The following is a 20288-nucleotide window of genomic DNA, read 5'->3' as shown; positions in this document are numbered from 1 at the left end:
GCGGAAGGAGCGTAGACAGAGCGGCCCCAACGACACCACTGGTGGTCCCGAACGACGCCACCGCTACGGCAGCGACGTGGCACCCGAACCCTCGATCAGCGGACCCCAGCGAGGCGAATATTCACTTGGAGCTGCGTCACCGTCGCCGGGCGCGCTGCGAGGACCGGATCCGTAACGCCAAAGACACGGGCCTGATGAAATTCCCGTTGCAGGGTTTCGCGCAGAATCAGCTCTGGTGCCAGATCGTCCAGCTCGCCAGCGAGCTCGTCGCCTGGATGCAGGCAATCGCTTTGACCGGCCACGACGCACGTCGCTGGGAGCCCAAACGTCTCCGCGCCCGGCTGTTCGAGATCCCCGCGACCCTCGTGCGCCGCTGCCGGCACAGGATCCTGCACCTCGCCCAGCACGCTCCCGAAGCACTGACCGTCCTAACCGGCGTCAACCGGCTCCGCATTGCCGTCGCGCAGACCTGATCCGGCAAGGCCGCCCGTCCCACCGACCAGCAGCATCTCTTCTCGGGAGTGGAACCCGACCGCCCGCAACGGACACTGCGACGATCTGTCACACCCGAATGCCACAATCAGCAGCTGAACACCGGCAACGACGCCGACCGTCCCCGCTCACCAGCCCGATGAAACATCGAGGCTAGGCTCCCTCGACGACAGAAGCACAAGCTCTCGCCTACACTAAAAAATCCGAGACTACCCTAAAGATACGCCGCCGGAATTAGTGCATCGACCCGCGGGCAGTCACGATTCCAGTCGTATGGCGGTAGGCAGTCACCGTTTCGAGTACGAGCGGCTCGCTATTTTATCCGACTAGTCTGATGAGTACCCGGCGACACGCAAATATTGAAGCGGGAACTGTCCCGTAGTTCTCAGGTGTATAATCAGGACTCTACAGGAAGTGGCCGTACCACATGTTATTCAAACTACTGGTCCACAAAGACGGGTGAACTTCATCCTGTATGCAGATTGACGCAAGGGCCTAGAATAGACATAACATGCTGCTTCATTGCAAGTGAAGTGATCAGGCATTGACTTAGGAGAATTCTGATGCCAGATAGCAGAAAAGTGTCCGGAGCTGAGATCGTTGACCAGTTAGGAGAAGACGCGGTTCGCAAGGCATTCCGCCTGATGGGTCTCGTTGACTCACTTAGAAACAGTATAATCAATGACTCGTACACGCCTAGTGAGCAGTTGTCAGAATCGATCAAACTGACTGCGAAGGGTCATAGTGTTGCACGGAGGCTCTCACTTGATACGCCTTCTCATGCAAAATCTAACACAAAGCGAACGGCCGCACCTAGATTCACCCGTGAAGCCCAGCTAATGTGCTTGCTGGAGCTTGGCAACGGCGAACCCCTTATTGACCTTGATGATATTGATATTGAAGCAGTCCGGGCTGCGATCTCTGCCGAATTCACGCGGGGAGCAGTGCGACATCCTTATATTTTCGGGTCGAGTCTCTACAGGAAGGCTGCGGACCTATTTCCCGACCTACTAGAGCAGCTTAGCCATCAGCAAACAATGGATTTGCTAGAAGGAACTGAGCAGGGAGTATTTCAAACAAATGAATGGCTATCTGGACCGAAAGGGATCTATTCTGTTCGGGAACAAAGGCTTACGCCCCCGATAATAAGGGTGCCGCTTCAACATTGTAACGACATTAGTTGCCCGACTGTGCATACAACCTGGCTCAGGACTTCGCAGCTTGCGCCAATAAATGCTCGAAGGGAGCTCATTCAGAGCTATCTCGCTAAAGAGTCTACCGAATGGGAGTGGTTCGACGCTTTCCGTTCCGTAACTAGCGATGACCCTCGCGCATTCCAGGATGACGTTCATTCAGGCGTGATGCCTTTAGTGGGTGACGGTTTAAGTTTAGTTGAGAAGCGAGAACTTCTGCTTCGCTTGATAGAAGCTAATCAAGACGCGTTTAGGGTAGCGAAGAATCCACCCCGTGAGATCCGTGATGCGGCGGCTTATGTTAATTCGTTGTCGGAGGCAGAGTGCCTGCAGGAAGTGCTTTGGTTTCGTGACTCGGAAATAGCTGATGCTCTCGATGAGTTAGTTCTTATGGCGCCCGCTCGGTTAAAAATCCCACCAGGAGAGATTAGACGAGGCGTGCTTGTGAAGAATCATGGGTACGGATATTTCCGGACTCGTACCGAATTGTCACGTCACGGGACTCGTGTGGCGGGATCCCGCGACTTGGCCCCGCTTCGGCTTGATCGGGCAATAAAGGAACTTTACAGGGGTGAGGAAGGTAGTGATGAAATTTCTTGGAAGCTACGCCGGTTTGAAGGTTTTGATGTTTCTGCCAAGGTGCACGAGGCGCTGAGGCGTGGCGAGCTCCTGGATTTAATCGATAGTTTGATGGTCGATTCACGAAAGCACGCCTTGGCCACATGTGACCTAATCGGATTGAGTTCACAGCATGTTACCCGAGCTAATGTTTCCGAGCTTGTTGCTTGGAAGCTTGGATTCGACGTGCCTTTGAGGGGAGATGTCTTTGCGCTCTTTGAAGAGGAGTCACGAAGATTCCATGACATTATTGCTTCGCAGACCGACGCATTTGTAATTGGGGAGTCTGAAGACGCAGATTCTGATCAAATGCATTCAATTCGCGGGTCAAGGGGGATTCGGGAGGCCGCGTCAAGCTATTTCGTTACTCTGGAGATGGTCCTCCGGGAAGTTGTCTCCTTTGCAACCTGGTCTCTTGTGGCGGATCATTTCCAAGAACCTAATGCATTTCAGTATGATTCAGATCGCGCCTTTGTGTTCGCTGCGCAGACTTTGAATCCAGGTTTGCCGGGTGCGATGATACTGGATCCGGAAAAGGCGACCATCGCCCCGCTGATAGAAGCGATTGGCGCCCTAGAGAGGTTGCTGTGTGCCGCGCAATCCTCTCAGGTTGGTGAGGAAATTAAGGAAGAGTTTGTTCCAGAGGTAGCCGCCAAGGGGAGTCTCATCGAGTTTCCTTTTAGGACGAATGCAATGTTTGATGCGCTGTCGAATGAATCTAGAGAAGGCATCATCGGAACACTCCATAAGGCACACAATATGCTGGCAGCGAGCGGCATTGCCTCGTTGAGGAATAGCCAACTGCATTATAGGCCTAATAGTGTTGAATCGGGGAAGATCGGCAAAACTGTTGGCGACGTACTTGAAATACTTCGTAGCTTAGATACCGCAGGGTTTGTCCCCGCGCTTAGTTCATTGACGGAAGTGAAAAGTGGCCGTTGGGGTCGAAGGGTGTTTGTTCACACGGTCGCTAAGAGGCGCACGGTCGAGCTTTACTCCCCGACAGCAGTGTTCTCCGGGTTTATGCCTTCGATGAGAAGTGATCAGCTAATTATTCCACATGCCCGACTGAAGGGCGACGGCCTGCCTTTGCGGTTTGAGCTTCGCTCGCCGTCCCAGTTTATCGAGATGTGGAAGGGGATTCCAGATCGCCGCCGCGGGAGTGTCGGTGACGCGACCTCACCGGAAGATGTCATGGGCGGCCAATCTGTATGAAGTGCCTACTTTTGAATCGTGCGAGGAAGCGAATTCTCGGATTATTTTTTGGTTTTGGGCTGCGTTCCATCATTCTGTTTACTCGTTGCGTGCTACTTATGGCAAGTAGGCACTCCATCATAGGAGCCCGATCATGTGACTGGGTAGAACGTTCTACGTCAAAGGGCGGTAGGGGTAACTGCCGTATTTGAGCGATGCGCGCGCTTGCCTTTGAGGCTCCAAGGTTCCGCTCGGAAGCAACGGGGGTCGGAGAGGTGATCAGAGGAACCCCGGTAATGCAACGGCCCTCCGCCCTACCGATCGCTACAGTGCGTCGATAACCTGCAGTGGACACTGACGTCCACCGGAAGGACTGCCCGCCATGCCCTCCCTGTTCGAGCCGTACCAGCTGCACGACCTCACCCTGCCCAACCGCCTCGTGATGGGACCGATGACCCGCGCGAAGGCCACCCCCGAGGGCGTGCCCACCCCGATGATGGCCACCCACTACGCGCAACGGGCCAGCGCCGGCCTGATCATCACCGAGGGAACCTGGCCCGAGCGCCGCGGCCAGGGCTACTTCGACATCCCCGGCATCGCAGCCCAGGAGCAGCAGGACGCCTGGGCGAGCATCACCGATGCCGTGCACGCGGCCGATGGCCGGATCTTCCTGCAGATGGAGCACACAGGCCGCGTGGGCCATGAGGTCAACAGCGGGGCAACCAGCTGTGCGCCCCCAGCAGCGTCCCGGCCGACTTCAAGATCTTCACCCGCGAGAGCGGCCTTACCCAGATGACCACGGACCTGCACGTACTCAGCGCCGAGGAGGTGTGGGAGGTCATCGACAAGTACGGCAAGGCCGCCAAGCGCACCAAGGCCGCCGGCTTCGACGGCATCGAGCTGCACGGCGCCTCCGGGTACCTGCCCCACCAGTTCCTCTCGGACACCTCCAACCTGCGCGACGACGACTTCGGGGGTACCCCGCACAAGCGCACCCGCTTCATGATCGAGGTGCTGAAGTGCCTGATCGACGCCTGGGGTGACTCCCACCGCATCGGTGTGAAGATCTCTCCCGGGATCCTCTACAACGGCAGCGTGGAGAACGAGGTGGAGGAGACGTACACCGCGCTGATCTCCCAGCTCAACGAGCTGGACCTGGCGTACGTGGCGTTCCAGACCCCGGAGTCCCTGCGCTCGCTGGCCGGCCAGGACAACGATGACATCGCCGGCGGCGAGATCTGGCACCGCTTCCCCTACGAGTTCATCCGCGAGAACTACAACGGCACCGTGATCGCCTCCGGTGATCTCACCAAGGAGCTCGCGCAGAACGCGCTGGATGCCGGCAAGGCAGACCTGTTCGTGTTCGGCCGCGCTTACATGTCCAACCCGGACCTGGTGGAGCGGATGCAAAACGACTGGCCGCTGACCGAGGTGGACATGCGCCGCGGCTACGGCGGCGGCGAGGAGGGGTACAACGACTACCCCACCTGGCAGGAGCAGCAGGCCCAACAGCAGCAGGGCCCCGTCGGCTGACCCCTGTCGCATGAGCCCGGGTGCCGACCAATGGGACGGCATCCGGGCTCTCGCCATCCGGAGTCCGCGCGGAAGAACGCGTGCGGCACGCTACGGTGTGCCTCTTCATGCCTACGTCCCCGAGGAGCACCATGACCGCTTCCGCCCACGCCGTCCCTGCCCGTCGTCCGGTGCTGGTCGACGCGATCCTTCCCCGCGCCGGTGCGATGTCCGATGTTGTGCTCGTGCTCGCCGGCGCCGCACTGGTAGCCCTGCTCGCGCAGGTAACGATCCCGCTGCCGATAGTGCCCATCACCGGCCAGACCCTCGGCGTGCTCGTCGTCGGTGCCGCCCTCGGTGCGCGTCGGGGTGCTGCGGCGCTGACCACCTACATGCTGGCGGGACTGGCCGGCCTGCCGGTGTTCGCCGGGTTTACCGGCACCATCGCGGCGGTCGCGACCCCCAGCTTCGGATTCATCCTCGGGTTCATCCCCGCTGCGTTCCTGGCCGGCTGGTTCGCCGAGCGCACCGGGGACCGCCGCCCGTGGCTGGCGATGGTCGGCTTCGTCGCCTGAATATTCGCCTCGCTGGGGTCCGCTGATCGAGGGTTCGGGTGCCACGTCGCTGCCGTAGCGGTGGCGTCGTTCGGGACCACCAGTGGTGTCGTTGGGGCCGCTCTGTCTACGCTCCTTCCGCCGTGTGTATAGGGCACGCGGCGGAAGGAGCAATCTGGAATGGTACGGAAGATCAGGGCGAAGCTGGTGCTCCAGCTGCGCGCAGAAGGTCTGTCGGGGCGAGCGATTTCGTCCTCGCAGGGCATGTCCCGCAAGTCCGTGAGGGCGGTGTTCGAGGCCGCTGACGCTGCAGGGATCGGGTGGGGCGATATCGCGGACGTCGCCGATGAGCAGGTGTATGCCCGGTTGTTCCCGGGCCGGGGCGAGCACGAGAGCGTGTTCGCACAGCCGGACTGGGAACAGGTCCATCGAGAGATGGCCAGGGTCGGCGTGACGCTGAAGCTGTTGCACGGCGAGTACTTCGACGCGACCACGGCGGCTGGGGATCCGGCGATGGGGTATGACCGGTTTTGCCGCACCTACCAGCACCACGTCATGGTCACCGGTGCCGCTTCGAGAGTCGGTCACAAGGCCGGCCAGAGCGTGGAGGTCGACTGGTCCGGCCCCACGATGGAGCTGGCCGATCCGGTCACCGGCGAGGTCTCGAAGGTGTTCTTGTTCGTTGCCTGCCTGCCTTTTTCTCGTTACGCGTTCTGCTTCCCGGCGCTGGATATGCGCCAGGAGTCCTGGCTGCGAGCGCACGTAGCGATGTTCGAGGCGCTGGGCGGGACGGTCCCGAGGATCGTTCCGGACAACCTCAAGACCGGTGTGGTGAAGCACCCCCGCGAGGGCGAGATCGTCCTGAACGATGCGTATCGCGAGATGGCAGCGCATTACTCGGCGGCGGTGCTCCCGGGGAGGGTGCGGAAACCGAAAGACAAGGCGAGCGTGGAGAACACCGTCGCGCACGTCGCGACCTGGGTCATCGCCGGGCTGCGGGATCAGCGATTCACGTCCCTGCCCGAACTTGCAGCCGCCATCGGGCAGCGGATGGAGGCCTATAACGCGGAGCCGTTCCAGAAGCGGCCCGGATCCCGCGCCAGCGTGTTCGACGCGGAGGAGCGGCCGCTGCTGACGCCGCTGCCGGCGGTGCCCTACGAGATCTCGACATGGCACTACGGACGACGAGTGGGCAGGAACGGGCACGTCACGTTCGCGCGGAACTTCTACTCCGCGCCGTTCGCGCACATCGGCGCGAAGGTCGATCTGCGCATCACGGCCCGGACGCTGGAGATCTATCAGGGCAGCCAGCGACTGACCAGTCACCTGCTGCTCCCGGAGACCGCGAGCAATGAGTACCGCACCAACGACGCGGACCTACCTGCGGGCGAGCGTTTCCAGGCCTGGGACGCGCAGAGGGTGCGGGCGTGGGCAGATCGGGTCGGGCCGGCCACGGTGATCGTGATCCAGCGGATCTTCGAGTCCGTGCCGATCGTGGAACAGGGCCTGGATCCCGCGTTGGCGGTGCTACGGCTCTCTCGCCGCTTCTCCGTAGATCGGGTCGAGGCGGCCTGCGCACTCGCGCTGACGGGACGGGTCCGTTCACCGCGCTATGCGCATCTGCACCCGATCTTGGCCACCGGGCAGGACAAGGTCGCCGCCCTGCGTCCACCCCGCGAGGAACCCGCGGAAGACGGCGGATACGTCCGTGGCGCCGACTACTACGCCGGAGGTGTCCGGTGAGCGTGATCGATAACGACACGAAGCGGAAGCTGCGCGAGATGGGCGCGACCGCGCTGCTGGACGCGATCGATGCCCAGGATGAGGCTCACGTGCTGGGGATGTCGTTCCAGGAACGGCTCCAGCTGATCGTGGACGAGGCGCATTCCATCTTCAATCATGGAAAGGTCGAGGGTCTGATCCGCCGGGCGGGGCTGCGTTATCCCGGAGCGGACCTGCGGCGGCTGGATCTGGTCGAGGAACGGGGACTGAACCGGAACGTGATCGCGCAACTGGCAACCTGCTCCTTCATCCAGCGGCAACAGAACGTGGTCTTCCAGGGCTTCACCGGCTCAGGGAAGTCCTACCTCGGCTGCGCGCTGGCGAAGCAGGCCTGCCAGCACCGGCTCCGAGCCCACTACATCCGAATGCCCGACCTCGAAGAGGCCTGGGCCCTGGCAAAGGACAAGCCGCAGGGCCAGACGAAGTTCCTGCGGAAGTACTCCACGTTCTCGCTGCTGGTGATCGACGAGTGGCTGCTGGACCATCCTGACGAGGGAATGCGTTCGATGCTGCTGGAACTGCTCGAGCGCCGCTATGACACCGGCTCGACCGTGTTCTGCACCCAGTACCCGAAGAAGGACTGGCACGCCCGGCTCGGTGGAGCAGTCCACGCCGATGCGATCATGGACCGCATCGTGCACAACACAATCTGGATCGACACCGGCGACAGGAACATGCGAGAACACACCGCACTGCCCCAGTGACCCGATGCCGGCGGGAGCCAGTGGTCCCCACCGCGGCGGCTACTGGCCCCCGTCGGCACGATCGGCGGTCCCCAAGAGCAAGATTCGGTGGCTCCCACGACTACGAATACTCATCGCCGCCAGCATCGTGCCTTTCCTGGTGGGCGTGCCCTACATGGCGTACATCCTGAACGTGGTGATGGGCGCCGGCTACGACCTGGGCGGGATCATCGCCGTGGGCGTCACCCCGTTCATCGCCGGTGGCCTGGTCAAGGCCGCGATCGCGGCGATCGTGATCCCTGCCGCCTGGCGCTCGGTGCGTGCGCTGGATTCGCTCCGCTGAGGCAGACTGGGGGGATGGCAGAGACCTCAGATCCCCGTGTCGCCGTCTACCTGGACTTCGACAACATCGTCATGTCCTGGTACGACCGCGTGCACGGCCGCAACGCCTACAGCCGCGACCGCCAGAAGATCGCCGATGACATCACCGACCCGGAGATCGCCGAGCGGCTCGCCGCCGCCACCGTGGACGTGGGCGCGATCATCGACTACGCCGCCTCCTTCGGCTCCCTGATGCTCACCCGCGCCTACGCCGACTGGTCGGCCCCGCTGAACGCGGACTACCGCAGCCAGCTGGTGGCCCGCGCCGTGGACCTGGTACAGCTGTTCCCCGCCGCCGCGTACGCCAAGAACGGCGCCGACATCCGCCTCGCGGTCGACACCGTGGAGGACATGTTCCGCATCCCCGACCTCACCCACGTGGTGATCGTGGGCGGCGACTCCGACTACGTGCCGCTGGCGCAGCGCTGCCGCCGCCTTGGCCGCTACGTGATCGGCATGGGTGTCACCGGCTCCACCGCGAAGTCCCTGGCCGCTGCCTGCGATGAGTTCGAGGCCTACGACCAGCTGCCCGGCGTCACCAAGCCCGAGACACCCGCCGAGAACGGCCGCTCGCGTGGCGGCCGCGGCTCCGGCTCGGGGCGCGGGCGCGGCCGTGGTGGCAAGTCGACCCCGGAGAACGGCAACGACCAGACGGAGGTCGTGGACGAGCCCAGCGGCGCTGTCGTCTTCTCCGAGGAGGCCGTGGAGGACCCCCAGGAGATCGCCTCCCGCCTGCTGCAGCGCGCACTCCAGCTCGGCGACCGCGGGGACGGCGACTGGCTGCACAGCTCGGCGGTGAAGACCCACATGCGCCGCATGGACCCCTCCTTCAGCGAGAAGGCACTGGGCTTCAAGTCCTTCTCCGACTTCCTCAAGGCCAACTCCGACATCGCCCAGCTCGAGGAGACCGGTCACGAGCGCCTGGTGCGCTCCACCGACTGAGGCGGCGGGTACAGGAGAGTGACGATGACGCAGACGTCGATGATCGCAGCGGACCTCGGCACCGGCAGGCCCCTGGTGCTGGTGCACGGCTTCTCGGTGGACCACCGCCTGCTGCGCGCCCTGGAACCCGTACTCGAACCGACCGGCTGGCGGCGCATCTACATCGACCTGCCCTGGACCGAGGGCGGGCTGAACCGGGACCTGACCTCGTCCCAGGCCGTCGCCGACGCGCTGGTGGAGGTCCTCCAGGACCACCTGGGCGAGGAGCCCTTCGCGATCCTCGGCAACTCCTTCGGCGGCATGCTTGCCCGCCACGTCGCCCATGAGATGGGCGAGCAGGTACTTGGCCTGGCCACCCTCGCGGCCGTCTTCGTGGCCGACAGCTCCGAGCGCCGCCTGCCCGCCAAGCGCGTGCTGCACGACGATCCTGCGGTGCTCGAGGAAGCGGGGGAGGCCCGCGAGGACTTCGAGGAGGTGTCGGTGATCCGCACCCCCGCGATGCTGGAGGCGTTCCTGACGCACTCATACCCGGGGATCCGCACGGCCGACAAGCGTGTGATGGCCGCGATCTCGAAGTCCTACGCGCTGGACGCCGTGCCCGAGCAGGCCCACGGCGATCCGTTCGACAAGCCCGCCCTGCACGTCTTCGGCAGGCAGGACCACGTGGCCGGTTTCGAGGACGGCCTGGCCTGGCAGGAGCACTACGTGCGTGGCACCTTCGCCGTGCTGGACGGCGCTGGGCACAACGCCCACCTCGAACAGCCCACCCTGGTCGGCGCGCTGCTCACCGACTGGCTGCACCGCATGGGCGATTCACAGTCTGATCGGCGCTGACGGCTGCTCACACTTTCCGCGGCGACAGCAGCCACCACACCAGCAGCCCCGCGATCAGACCCCAGAACGTGGAGCCGATCCCGGCGACGACCACGCCGCTGGCTGCCACCAGGAATGCTGTCACCGCGGGGACCCGCCGGGATGGCACCTCCATCGCGGAGCTGAGGGAGGCACCCAGGGTGCCCAGCAGTGCAAGGCCGGCGATGGCCTCGAGCAGCCCGGGCGGTGCGTCCGCCGCAAGACCGGTCATCACCGGCACCAGCAGGGCGAGCACCAGGTAGGTCCAGCCAGCGGTGTGCGCTGCGATCCAGCGCCGGGTGGCGTCGGGATGGGACTCCTCCGAGGCGGGCAGGGCCGCGGTGATCGCCGCCAGGTTGATCGCGTGGGCCCCACCGGCGGCACCGAACAGGGTGCCGGCCCCGGTGACCACCAGGGTCTCCTTCCACGGCACCCGGTGCCCGAAGGACCCCATCACCGCCACCCCGGGAACGTGCTGGGAGGCAACCGTCACCACCCACAGCGGGATCGCGATGCCCACCAGTGCCGCCACCGAGAACGAGGGGATCGTGGGCGTGAACGTGGGTGCCTGGACAGCGATGCCGCGTCCCTCAGCGAGTGCCAGGCCCGCCGCGATCGCGAGGGCCACGGCGAAGGCCACGGGGGTGGACCAGCGAGGTGCGTAACGCACCAGCAGCAGCCACAGCAGCACCACCGGTCCCACCACCAGGGGGATCGCCACCAGTGCGGTGACCGTCTGCAGGCAGATCGTCAGCAGGACGCCCGCCAGCATCGCGTGCGCCACCGGTGCCGGGATGGCCTGTACCAGCCGGCCCAGGCCCGGCACCACGGCGGTGGCCACCAGCAGCAGGCCCACCAGCAGGAATGCCCCGACGGCGGCGGGCCAGCCGCCGTCCACCGCCCCGGCGGCCACCAGCACCGCAGCACCGGGGGTGGACCAGGCCAGGGTGATCGGCAGTCGGTGCCGGGTGCTCAGCCACAGGGTGGCCAGGCCGATCACCGCGCACAGCACGATCAGACCGGTGGTGGCCTGGGCCAGGGATGCTCCCACGGCCCTCAGGCCCGCGAGGACCACGGCGAAGGAGCTGGTGAATCCCACCAGCGCGGTGGTGATGCCCACCAGGATCGGCTGGGAGCGACCGGGAAGAGGCCCCGTATGCGCGGGGGAAGGCGCCTGCTGCATTAGAGAACTGTAAGCGGCAGCGCGGCCCTCCTGCGCCACGGGACATCTCCTGGCCACCGGTCGCCGGTCGCCGTCAGCTGTGCCAGGTGGTCAGGGTCTCCGTCAGCACCCGGGTGCTGTCCTCGCGGGCCTCGGCGTTGGCCTGCTCGGTGCCGCCCAGGGCGAGCCCAGCGGCATGGCCGGTCCCGCCGAAGACGTGACCGGCCTCCGGGTACACGTGCACCTCGGCTGCAGGGTTCAGGTCCTGGATCTGCTGGGCGGCGGTGGCGCTCTGCCACATGCGGTCATCACCGCCGGCGAACACCAACAGCCCACCCTCCACGGCTGTCGGATCCAGCGCCGCCGCTTCGATGGCATCTGGGTCCGAGCCCTCGACCACGCTCTCGTAGGTGGCGAGGTAGGAGATCGGGTAGTTGAAGGCCATCGCCGAGAGCTGGCCGGCCAGCGCCCCGAGCGACGCATCACGGAAGGACAGGAACGGCACGTCCTCGCCGGCGCGGGTGAACGAAGCGGGCACCTCCTGCCCGAACACCAGGCCCTGATAGGAGTGCATGGTGGGGGCGAACAGCACCACGTTGTCGATCTGCTCGTACTGCTCGGCCAGCAGCAGCGCCAGCTCCGCGCCCTTGGAGGAGCCGATCACCGTGAGCGGGCCGGGCCGCGCACTGCCGGCCTCGATGCGATCGGTGACCTCGCCGAAGAACTCCAGCGGCACGTCCTGCAGCTGGGCCTGCTGATTCTCCTGGCCGAAGAAGAACAGGGCGTACACCTCGTAGCCCAGCTCGGCCAAGGACACCGCCCGGGAGAAGTCCGGGCTGCCCTCGGAGCCGCCGAAGGTCACCACCACACCGTCCCGGGTGACCGCGTCCGGCACCAGGTGGAAGCCGCTGAGGTAGTCCCCGGTGATGTGCTCGATGCTCATCCCCTCCTGATCCAGGTCATAGGACGCGATGGCGCGCGGGTCGGATCCCTCCGCCGAGGGGTACCGCCAGCCGTTGACCACGCGCACCCCCACCACGACCAGCACCAGCGCCACCATCACGGCGAGCGCGCGAACGAGGAACTTCCCTAGACGTCTCATGCTTCGACCGTAGGAAGAGCCCAGGTCCGATGCCCATGACAGTCGTCATGACCTCCACCTGTCAGCCGTCCCATCCACCTACGACCTCCTCGAGGGAGGCTACGGCGGCCTGGCGGTCCTCCACCAGCTGGTCCAGCACCATCTGGCGGTGCTCCGGGCGCTCGTCACCGATCGCATCGGCCACGATCACGGCGCGCACGTTGTTGGCGTAGGCATCGCGGGTGGTCTGGGCGATGCATGCGTGGGTGGACACGCCTGCGATCACCACCCGGTCCACGCCGAGGTTGTGGATCCGCAGTAGCAGGTCGGTGCCGAACCAGGCGCTGTCGCGGGACTTCTCCAGCCGTGTGGTGCCCTCGGTCTCCAGTTCATGGACCAGTTCGGTGCCGGGGTCGCCGCTGAACAGGTAGCCCTGGTCGTCGTCCAGCATCGACAGGGTCCAGGTGGAGCGGTCGCGGCTGTGCATCGTGGTGATCACGAACACCGGCACCTGTGCGCGCTGTGCGGCCCGGTACAGGGCGTTCGCCGACTCCACGATCTCCGCCCGGTGCGGGTGCTCGCCAACGGGGTCAGCTCGCCTTCGGGTCCAGGACCACCTTGATGCAGCCGTCCTGCTTCTTCTGGAACATCTCGTACGCCTCCGGCGCCTGCGACAGCGGCAGACGGTGGGTGACCAGATCAGCGGTGCCCAGGGGATCCGCGGGATCCTCCACCAGGTCCATCAGCTGGTCGGTCCACGCTCGCACGTTGCACTGACCCATGCGCAGCTGCAGCTGCTTGTCGAACATGGTCAGCAGCGGCATCGGGCTGGCCGCCCCGCCGTACACGCCGCTGAGGGAGACGGTGCCGCCACGGCGCACCAGCTCGATCGCCGTGTGCAGGGCCTGCAGGCGGTCCACGCCGGCGTGCTGCATCATCGGCTTCGCCACCACGTCGGGCAGCAGGGAGGCGGCACGGTGCGCGAGACCGGCCACGGGGCTGCCATGGGCCTCCATGCCCACGGCGTCCACCACCGCATCCGGACCGCGACCGGAGGTGGCCTCGCGGATCGCCTCCAGTGAGTCCTTGCCCATGTCGAACACCTCGACGCCGTAGCGGGAGGCCATCTCTCGTCTCTCAGGCACCGGGTCGATCGCGACCACGCGTGCACCCAGGTGCAGGCCGATGCGAGCACAGAACTGGCCGACGGGGCCCAGGCCCAGTACCGCGAGGGTGCCGCCGGCGGGCACATCGGCGTACTTCACGCCCTGCCAGGCGGTGGGCAGGATGTCGCTGAGGAACAGGTAACGATCGTCCGGCAGCTCGGTCCCCACCTTCACCAGCCCGTAGTCGGCGTGCGGGACCCGCAGGAACTGCGCCTGGCCGCCGGGCACCTGCCCGTACAGCTTGGAGTAGCCCAGCAGCGCCGCACCGGACCCGTACTCGGTGACCTGCGTGGTCTCGCACTGGGACTGCAGGCCTGCGGTGCACATCGCGCAGTGCCCGCAGGAGATGTTGAAGGGGACCACGACCCTGTCACCCACCTGCACGTGAGTGACCTGGCTGCCGGTCTCCACCACGATGCCCATGGGCTCATGGCCGATCACGTCTCCTGCGGTCATGAACGGGCCCAGCACCTCGTACAGGTGCAGGTCCGAGCCGCAGATCGCGGTGGAGGTCACCTCGATCACCGCATCGGTGGGCTGCTGGATGCCGGGATCGGGGACGTCCTCGACACTGACCTTCCGGGTTCCCTGCCAGGTGACTGCCTTCATGATCCCGCCTTCGATCGAGGTGCGGGCGCGATCCCGTGGTGCGGGACCGATCGCCCGAGGGTGCCCACCACCGTAACGATGAGATGCGCTCAGTCCCGCAGCGTCGACCGAAAGGTCTGGGCCTCCGGCAGTACGCGCACCGGCACCACCACCACGTCGTGCAGCTTCCAGTCCAGTTCGGAGACGGCCTGATGGAGGGCATCGAGCTGATCAGCTGTAGGCCACGCACCGGGATGCGGGGCGACGAACAGCTCGACGTGGAACAGATGCCCCAGGTCCCGCATCCGCGCGGCTGCATCGGCGACCCATGGCTCGGCTAGGGCCTGCTGCTCGACCTGCAGCGTGAGGGGATGGGGAGCGGAGTCGTCCACGGTGCGGGCCTCGGTGTCGGTGAGGCCGGCGATCGCCGACCACAGGTTGTGGACCCCGTCCTTGACGATCGAGATCGAGACGATGATCGCGGCGACGGAGTCGGCCCACCACCAGCCGATACCGATGCCGAGCACTCCGACCACGGTGGCGACAGCGGTCTTCCAGTCGGCGCTGCCCATGTCGCCATCGGCGATGAGCACCTTGTCGTGAAGGTCCTCGGCGAGCTTCCTCTTCATCCGTCCCAGCACCACGGGTCCCGGGCTGGTGATGACCATGACCGCGATCATCAGCCAGCCCGCCCAGATCGGCTGCCCGAGCAGCACCGTCAGACCCACGGGCGGGCGCTCCACCCGGATCAGGCCGAGGGCAGAGCTGACGGCGAGGTATGAACCCATGCCCAGCAGGGCGAGGGCCGCCACCAGGTGTGCCACGCCGATCGCGCGGTGATGGCCGTAGGGGTGCCCCCGGCTGCGGGGACGGCGGATGAAGCGGGTGGCCACCAGGAAGGCGATCGGAGGCAGCAGCGACAGCGCATCCTCCGCCCAGGCGGCGCGCATCGCCTGGGACTGGCCGGCGACGATGCCCACCAGCACCACGGTGCTGCCCATCCAGGCGATGGTGATCCATTCCAGGCGGACGGCGCGGCGCAGGGCGAGCCGTTGGTCCTCGCCCATCGCCGAGTGACCGGACTGCGGCTGCGCGTTGCCCGGCCGGTTCGCCCCGCTGCTCCAGCTGCGGTCGCCCCGTCCCATCAGATCTCACCCGTCGTCCGCGCCAGGAACAGTTCCAGGTCCACCATCAAGGCGTTCTCCCCGGGGCGCACCCCCATCACCACCTTCGCCGTGGAGCCGTCGGGCCGCTCCAGGGTGGTGTACGGGCGGGTGAAGGCCATGTCGCCGGTGAAGGGGGAATCCTCGGTGAAGCCTCCGATCACCACGTCGAGCTCGCCGGCCTTCATCGCCTCTGCAAGCGCGCTCTCCGGTCCCGGCATCCAGTCGATCTCGGCATCGATGCTCGCGGCGTACTCGCGCACCAGTTCTGCCTCCTCGCCACCGACCTGCCCGTCCGCACCGACGGTGGCGAATGGTGGGTGCTCGCTGATCCCCACCCGGAGGACACCGCCGGTGACGCGGTCCAGGGTGCCCTGGCTGTCGCGGGGCAGGCCACTCGCACACCCGGTAGTGATCACGCACAGAGCGAGCAGTGCAGTCACGATCCGCACCAGATGCATGAGTCGGCAGCGCCATGGTCGCTCGTCCCCGGCACCGTGCACGGCGGGGGAGGAGGGCGTCGTTGCTGCGACCGAGGGCCACGAGGACATGGCGGCCACCCTACGCCGGGAAGTGCACCGGTCAATGCCGGTGGGCCGACCCTCCGGTCGCATGGTGCGCAGGGTGCGGGGACGCGGCATGCTCCGCCTGGTGCATCGCGTCCCCGACCAGACGTGCGGCATGGTCGTTGATCAGGCGGTAGTACACCCGGTTGCCGTCCTGTCGGGACTCCACCATGGCCGACAGCCGCAGCTTCGCCAGGTGCTGGGATACCGCCGGGACAGGTTTGCCGACGGCGCCGGCGATCTCACCCACGGCCATCTCGCCCTCGCGGAGGGCCAGGACGATCCGCACCCGGGTGGCGTCGGCCAGCATGGCGAAGATCCCGACTGCTGCCGCGACATCCACCTCACCCTCACCGGGGTGCGGCGCCGGGCGGGACGTGCGGTCGGCGGTGCTCATCGGGCGGGGACCAGTTCGACGACGGTTCGCTCGACGTTGCCGAGCCTCGTCTCGAGGGCGTCGCGAGCAGCTGCGGAGACCTGATCGGCCTGGGCGACAGTGAGGTCCGGGTCCACCCCGATGTGGGCCTCGGCGAACATGCGGTGACCGCTCCAGCGGGCGCGCACGATGGCCGAACACACGCCCTCGGTGGCCAGCACCGTCTCGGTCACGGAGTCCAGCAGGCCCGGCTCCACGCCGTCCATCAGGCGCATCACGGTGGTGCGCAGGGAGGCCAGCATGATCCCGAAGATCATCAGGGCGATGATGAGGCCCACCACGGAATCGGCCTGGGGATAGCCCAGCCAGGCGCCGACGATGCCCAGCACCACTGCCAGGGAGGTGAAGCCGTCGGCACGCGCATGCTGGCCCTCGGCGATCAGGGCCGCGGATCCGATGCGCTTGCCGCCACGGATCCGGTACTCGGCGATCACCTCGTTGCCGATGAATCCCACCAGGCCTGCGGCGAAGGCCCAGCCCAGGTTCTGCAGCGGCTCGGGGTTGCGCAGACCGTCGATCGCCTCCCATCCGATCAGCAGCGCGACACCGAAGACCACCAGGGAGATGAAGATCCCGACGATGTCCTCGAAGCGGTGGTAGCCGTAGGGGAGCCGACTGGTGGCCGCGCGTGCTCCGAGTCGGAACGCGATGATCAGCGGGATGGTGGTGACGGCGTGGCTGATGCTGTGGACCGTGTCGGCCAGCAGGCCCACGGAGCCGGAGATCCAGACGATCAGGATCTGGGCCGCGGCGATCGCCAGCATCCCGACCAGCCCGATCCAGGCGGTGCGGATCCCATCGGCACGGGCCTCGTCGGCCGATTGCGCCTTCTCGACGTGGTCGTGGGAGTGGGGAACGATCGCGTGCTTGACCTGCGCCCAGAACCCGGACCCGTGCAGATGGTCATGGTCGTGATCATGGGGGTGGCCGTGGTCGTGGCCATGGGATTGCTCGTGCGGATGCCCGTGGTCGTACGGCTCGCGGTGGCCGCGACCGTGCTCGTGATCGTCTCCGTGGCCCATGGGACCCACCTCCCACTCAACTACTTGCGTACATACGCAATTAGACGTCGAGGTCCGAGGAAGTGCAAGTCAGCTCGTGCAGCGTCATCCCCTCCGACATGGACGACCGGCCCGCCCCGGGAGGGGACGGACCGGTCGTCGCATGTGAGAGAGGCAGGGGTGCTCAGCCCCTGCGCCGTCCGATCACGGGGTGGGCATGCCGCCGTTCACGTTGAGGGTCTCTCCCAGCACGTAGCTGGACTCCGGGGAGGTGAGGAACACGTAGGCCGGGGCCAGCTCGGTGGGCTGGCCGGCGCGGCCCAGCGGGGTGCTCTTGCCGAACTCGGGCAGGGCCTCCTTCGGCTGGCCGTCGCTGACCTGCAGGGGCGTCCAGATCGGCCCGGGCGCCACCGCGTTCACGCGGATGCCCTTGGGGGCCACCTGCTGGGCCAGTCCCTTGGTGAAGTTGTTGATCGCAGCCTTGGTGGAGGCGTAGTCCACCAGCGTGGGGGAGGGCTCGTACGCCTGGATCGAGGTGGAGTTGACGATGGTCGAGCCCGCCGGGAGGTGCTTGAGCGCGGCCTTGGTGATGCGGAAGATGGCGTGGATGTTCACCTCGTAGGTGGTGGTCCACTGCTCATCGTCCAGCTCCTCGATGTCCTCCAGGGCGATCTGCTTGCCGGCGTTGTTCACCAGGGCGTCGAGACCGCCCAGCTCTCGCACGGCGTCCTCCACCACCTGGGTGCAGAACTCCTTGTCGGACAGGTCGCCGGGCAGCAGCACGGCCGTGCGCCCGGTCTCCTCGATCACCTTCTTGATGTGCTGGGCGTCCTCCTCCTCGGCGGGGAGATAGGACAGCGCGACGTCGGCTCCTTCGCGGGCGAAGGCGATCGCGACGGCCGCACCGATGCCGGAGTCCGCTCCAGTGATCAGGGCCTTGCGGCCCTCCAGGCGGCCGGTGCCGCGGTAGGAATCCTCCCCGCGATCGGTCTGCGGCTCGAGCTCGGCATCCAGGCCGGGCTCGGGCTGATGCTGCTTCGGCGGGGTGATGTCCGGGAAACGGGAGACAGGATCGCAGAAGGTGAGCTGGTCCTTGGCAGTCATGGCACGTCCTTTCGATGGTGGCGTGGTGTGCTCACCGTAGGCACGGCAGGCGTGACGGGGGAAGGGAGGATCCGACCGACAGGTCGTGCGGGGCCTGGCCGGACCCGGGCCTCCGGCAGGCTCTCCCGGGGTCAGGCGCGCGGTGTCAGCAGCACCGGGGCGTGACTCCAGCCACCGGTCGGTGCCACGGCGCGACGCCCCGCGGTCCCGGCGGGGGCCACATCGGCGACGGCCAGCAGTTCCTGGAGCAGCACCACCAGTTCCATGGTGGCCAGGGGGCGTCCCGGGCACACGTGCTTGCCCGTACCCCACACCAGGTTCTGCGATGCGTTGCCCTCGGGGTCGAACCGATCGGGGTCACCGAAGGTGCGCTGGTCGCGGTTGGCGGAGGTCCAGTGGATGGCGAGGCGGTCGCCCGGGGAGATCTCCTGGCCCGCGAGCGTCACCGGGCAGGTGGCCACGCGGCGGTTGGAGACGAAAGGATCGTCGATCCTCAGCAGCTCGTCCACTGTCAAGTCCCGGGTTTCGTTGAGGGTGTGCGGGTGATGGTTGCTCAGGCCGCGGTGGCGGTCTGAGGGGCGTGCTGACGGACCCGGTGGTCCGTCTCGATCTCGGTGGGGGTGCGGTGGTCGAGCTTGCCGTGGAGGCGGTCGGTATTGAACCAGTGGACCCAGTCGGCGGTGGCCGGCTCGACGTCCTCGATGCCGTTCCAGGGCCCATCGAGAAAGATCAGTTCGTGCTTGTAGAGTGAGTTCAGTGCCTCGGCCATCGCGTTATCGTACGAATCTCCCTTCGAGCCGACAGAAGCGACAACTTCGGCTTCCTCCAGCGCCTGCGAGTATTTGATGGCGCGGTATTGAACTCCGCGGTCGCTATGATGTATCAATCCACTCACGTCTTGGCCAGCTTTCCGACGGTTCCAGAATCCCATGTTAAGCGCGTCGAGGGCCAGATCGGTATAGAGCCGCGTCGAGGTTTGCCAGCCGACGATTATTCGTGAGAACACGTCGAGCACGAAGGCGACGTATACCCATCCCGACCTGGTGGGCACATAGGTGATGTCCGCTACCCATAGCTGATTCGGGGCGGTCGCGGTGAATTCCCGCTGGACGAGGTCCAAGGGGCGGCCGGTCTCCGGGGCCGGCTTCGTGGTGCGCGGGTACTTGCCCCGTACGGTGCCGCGGATGCCGAGGGAACGGCACAGTCGCTCGACTCTGCCCTTGCCGACCGCGATGCCCTCGCGGACGAGCTGCGCATGAATCTTCCGGATCCCGTAGACCCGCATTCGTGGATGAAAATGAATGCGCATAATCTCCTTCGATAATTCGGCATCACGAACACTGCGAGCCGAGGGAGGTCGGCTGCGGGCCGCATAGTAGGTCTGCGGGGCGATCTTCACATCGAGCTCTTTGGTGAGAACTCGGCAGATCGGTTCGATCCCCCACGTGTCTTTTTGTTCGTCGATGTAGGCGACGATCACTTCTGTGGGCGGTCGAACTCCGCCGCGAAAAAAGCCGTCGCGGACTTCAGGATCTCGTTCGAGCGGCGCAGCTCACGGTTCTCCGCCTCCAACTGACGAATCCGCGTTTCGGCGTCCACCGCCTCGGTCGGGATGTCTGCGGCTTCTGCCTTGCTGACCCAGTTCCGCAGCGCTTCCTTGTGCACGTTCGTCTGCTTCGCGATCCGCGCGATCGCGCCGATGCGTGTCGCCGGGTCGCGGCGGGCCTCGACGGCCAGGCGGGTCGCTCGCTCCCGCAGCTCGACGGGGTACTTGTAGTTGGCCATGGTGATCAGGGGGTCCTTCCAGGATGTCTGGCT

The 20288-nt window shown here is 65.7% G+C and carries 19 protein-coding genes, 2 pseudogenes and 1 other annotated feature; of the genes and pseudogenes, 10 read left to right on the top strand and 11 right to left on the bottom strand.

The annotated features are described in order from the left end of the window. Positions 1–125: 125 nt before the first annotated feature. The 10 genes and pseudogenes from JOD52_RS09920 to JOD52_RS09875 all read left to right on the top strand — a co-directional run. A pseudogene (locus JOD52_RS09920) lies at positions 126–473 on the top strand (transposase); the annotation flags it as partial. A 582-nt stretch (positions 474–1055) separates the two neighbouring features. Next, positions 1056–3518, top strand: a complete 2463-nt coding sequence (locus JOD52_RS09915) for a hypothetical protein (RefSeq protein ID WP_204409734.1) — start codon at positions 1056–1058, stop codon at positions 3516–3518. A 361-nt stretch (positions 3519–3879) separates the two neighbouring features. Beyond that, entirely contained in the window at positions 3880–4293 is a 414-nt protein-coding gene (locus JOD52_RS17510) for an oxidoreductase (protein ID WP_204409732.1), read from the top strand. Next, positions 4290–5030, top strand: a complete 741-nt coding sequence (locus JOD52_RS09905) for an oxidoreductase (RefSeq protein WP_204409730.1) — start codon at positions 4290–4292, stop codon at positions 5028–5030. The genes JOD52_RS17510 and JOD52_RS09905 overlap by 4 nt, the downstream gene beginning before the upstream one ends. Positions 5031–5161: 131 nt before the next feature. Next, on the top strand, positions 5162–5584 hold the full coding sequence (locus JOD52_RS09900; protein WP_239551858.1) for a biotin transporter BioY: 423 nt from the start codon (positions 5162–5164) through the stop codon (positions 5582–5584). A 159-nt stretch (positions 5585–5743) separates the two neighbouring features. Next, positions 5744–7306 carry an IS21 family transposase gene (gene istA / locus JOD52_RS09895; RefSeq protein ID WP_204408388.1) on the top strand — a complete coding sequence of 521 codons (1563 nt, stop codon included), beginning with the start codon at positions 5744–5746 and terminating at the stop codon, positions 7304–7306. Continuing rightward, positions 7303–8049, top strand: a complete 747-nt coding sequence (locus JOD52_RS09890; RefSeq protein WP_338124028.1) for an ATP-binding protein — start codon at positions 7303–7305, stop codon at positions 8047–8049. Before istA ends, JOD52_RS09890 begins: the two co-directional genes overlap by 4 nt. A 4-nt stretch (positions 8050–8053) precedes the next feature. Then, positions 8054–8371 (top strand): biotin transporter BioY, encoded by a 318-nt coding sequence (locus JOD52_RS09885; protein WP_275579099.1) that lies wholly within the window; start codon positions 8054–8056, stop codon positions 8369–8371. 14 nt (positions 8372–8385) lie between these two features. After that, positions 8386–9351 (top strand): NYN domain-containing protein, encoded by a 966-nt coding sequence (locus tag JOD52_RS09880; RefSeq protein ID WP_017823996.1) that lies wholly within the window; start codon positions 8386–8388, stop codon positions 9349–9351. 24 nt (positions 9352–9375) lie between these two features. Then, a complete protein-coding gene (locus tag JOD52_RS09875; protein ID WP_204409729.1) occupies positions 9376–10185 on the top strand; it encodes an alpha/beta fold hydrolase in 810 nt (269 codons plus the stop codon). A gap of 7 nt (positions 10186–10192) precedes the next feature. Here the strand turns inward: JOD52_RS09875 and JOD52_RS09870 are convergent, their stop codons facing one another. The 11 genes and pseudogenes from JOD52_RS09870 to JOD52_RS17045 form a co-directional block, all read right to left on the bottom strand. Further along, the gene (locus JOD52_RS09870) at positions 10193–11386 is read right to left on the bottom strand and encodes a benzoate/H(+) symporter BenE family transporter (RefSeq protein WP_204409727.1); all 1194 of its coding nucleotides are present in this window, start codon (positions 11384–11386) and stop codon (positions 10193–10195) included. Positions 11387–11459: 73 nt separating this feature from the next. Further along, positions 11460–12467: a dienelactone hydrolase family protein gene (locus tag JOD52_RS09865; protein WP_204409725.1), complete on the bottom strand. Its 1008-nt coding sequence runs from the start codon at positions 12465–12467 to the stop codon at positions 11460–11462. Positions 12468–12528: 61 nt separating this feature from the next. Continuing rightward, complete coding sequence (locus tag JOD52_RS09860) at positions 12529–13146, bottom strand: cysteine hydrolase family protein (protein ID WP_259879013.1); 618 nt, start codon at positions 13144–13146, stop codon at positions 12529–12531. Continuing rightward, entirely contained in the window at positions 13037–14221 is a 1185-nt protein-coding gene (locus JOD52_RS09855; RefSeq protein WP_204409723.1) for a zinc-dependent alcohol dehydrogenase, read from the bottom strand. Before JOD52_RS09855 ends, JOD52_RS09860 begins: the two co-directional genes overlap by 110 nt. 89 nt (positions 14222–14310) lie before the next feature. Beyond that, positions 14311–15345: a cation efflux transmembrane domain-containing protein gene (locus JOD52_RS09850; RefSeq protein ID WP_204409722.1), complete on the bottom strand. Its 1035-nt coding sequence runs from the start codon at positions 15343–15345 to the stop codon at positions 14311–14313. Then, positions 15345–15806 carry a substrate-binding periplasmic protein gene (locus tag JOD52_RS09845; protein ID WP_338124077.1) on the bottom strand — a complete coding sequence of 154 codons (462 nt, stop codon included), beginning with the start codon at positions 15804–15806 and terminating at the stop codon, positions 15345–15347. The genes JOD52_RS09850 and JOD52_RS09845 overlap by 1 nt, the downstream gene beginning before the upstream one ends. Positions 15807–15945: 139 nt before the next feature. After that, positions 15946–16326, bottom strand: coding sequence for an ArsR/SmtB family transcription factor (locus JOD52_RS09840; RefSeq protein WP_204409721.1), 381 nt, complete (start codon positions 16324–16326; stop codon positions 15946–15948). Continuing rightward, positions 16323–17387 carry a cation diffusion facilitator family transporter gene (locus JOD52_RS09835; protein WP_204409720.1) on the bottom strand — a complete coding sequence of 355 codons (1065 nt, stop codon included), beginning with the start codon at positions 17385–17387 and terminating at the stop codon, positions 16323–16325. The genes JOD52_RS09840 and JOD52_RS09835 overlap by 4 nt, the downstream gene beginning before the upstream one ends. Positions 17388–17570: 183 nt before the next feature. Then, entirely contained in the window at positions 17571–18470 is a 900-nt protein-coding gene (locus tag JOD52_RS09830; protein ID WP_017824006.1) for an SDR family oxidoreductase, read from the bottom strand. Between the two features lie 131 nt (positions 18471–18601). Then, positions 18602–18979: a cytochrome P450 gene (locus tag JOD52_RS17050; RefSeq protein ID WP_259784196.1), complete on the bottom strand. Its 378-nt coding sequence runs from the start codon at positions 18977–18979 to the stop codon at positions 18602–18604. A gap of 44 nt (positions 18980–19023) precedes the next feature. After that, positions 19024–20255 (bottom strand): annotated as a pseudogene (locus JOD52_RS17045) (IS3 family transposase). Next, positions 19855–19986: a sequence feature (AL1L pseudoknot), on the bottom strand. It overlaps the preceding pseudogene by 132 nt. Positions 20256–20288 lie beyond the last annotated feature (33 nt).

Source organism: Brachybacterium muris (genome assembly GCF_016907455.1).
In the GTDB taxonomy this organism is placed as follows: Bacteria; Actinomycetota; Actinomycetes; order Actinomycetales; family Dermabacteraceae; genus Brachybacterium; species Brachybacterium muris.
This window is presented reverse-complemented; position numbering and strand designations above follow the sequence as displayed.

Coding starts and splice junctions, on each gene's coding strand:
- JOD52_RS09915 (WP_204409734.1), top strand. CDS start 1,056: ATGCCAGATAGCAGAAAAGTGTCCGGAGCTGAGATCGTTGACCAGTTA.
- JOD52_RS09870 (WP_204409727.1), bottom strand. CDS start 11,386: ATGCAGCAGGCGCCTTCCCCCGCGCATACGGGGCCTCTTCCCGGTCGC.
- JOD52_RS09830 (WP_017824006.1), bottom strand. CDS start 18,470: ATGACTGCCAAGGACCAGCTCACCTTCTGCGATCCTGTCTCCCGTTTC.
- JOD52_RS09865 (WP_204409725.1), bottom strand. CDS start 12,467: ATGAGACGTCTAGGGAAGTTCCTCGTTCGCGCGCTCGCCGTGATGGTG.
- JOD52_RS09855 (WP_204409723.1), bottom strand. CDS start 14,221: ATGAAGGCAGTCACCTGGCAGGGAACCCGGAAGGTCAGTGTCGAGGAC.
- JOD52_RS09880 (WP_017823996.1), top strand. CDS start 8,386: ATGGCAGAGACCTCAGATCCCCGTGTCGCCGTCTACCTGGACTTCGAC.
- JOD52_RS09840 (WP_204409721.1), bottom strand. CDS start 16,326: ATGAGCACCGCCGACCGCACGTCCCGCCCGGCGCCGCACCCCGGTGAG.
- JOD52_RS09885 (WP_275579099.1), top strand. CDS start 8,054: ATGCCGGCGGGAGCCAGTGGTCCCCACCGCGGCGGCTACTGGCCCCCG.
- JOD52_RS09850 (WP_204409722.1), bottom strand. CDS start 15,345: ATGGGACGGGGCGACCGCAGCTGGAGCAGCGGGGCGAACCGGCCGGGC.
- JOD52_RS09905 (WP_204409730.1), top strand. CDS start 4,290: ATGACCACGGACCTGCACGTACTCAGCGCCGAGGAGGTGTGGGAGGTC.
- istA (WP_204408388.1), top strand. CDS start 5,744: ATGGTACGGAAGATCAGGGCGAAGCTGGTGCTCCAGCTGCGCGCAGAA.
- JOD52_RS09875 (WP_204409729.1), top strand. CDS start 9,376: ATGACGCAGACGTCGATGATCGCAGCGGACCTCGGCACCGGCAGGCCC.
- JOD52_RS17510 (WP_204409732.1), top strand. CDS start 3,880: ATGCCCTCCCTGTTCGAGCCGTACCAGCTGCACGACCTCACCCTGCCC.
- JOD52_RS09900 (WP_239551858.1), top strand. CDS start 5,162: ATGACCGCTTCCGCCCACGCCGTCCCTGCCCGTCGTCCGGTGCTGGTC.
- JOD52_RS09835 (WP_204409720.1), bottom strand. CDS start 17,387: ATGGGCCACGGAGACGATCACGAGCACGGTCGCGGCCACCGCGAGCCG.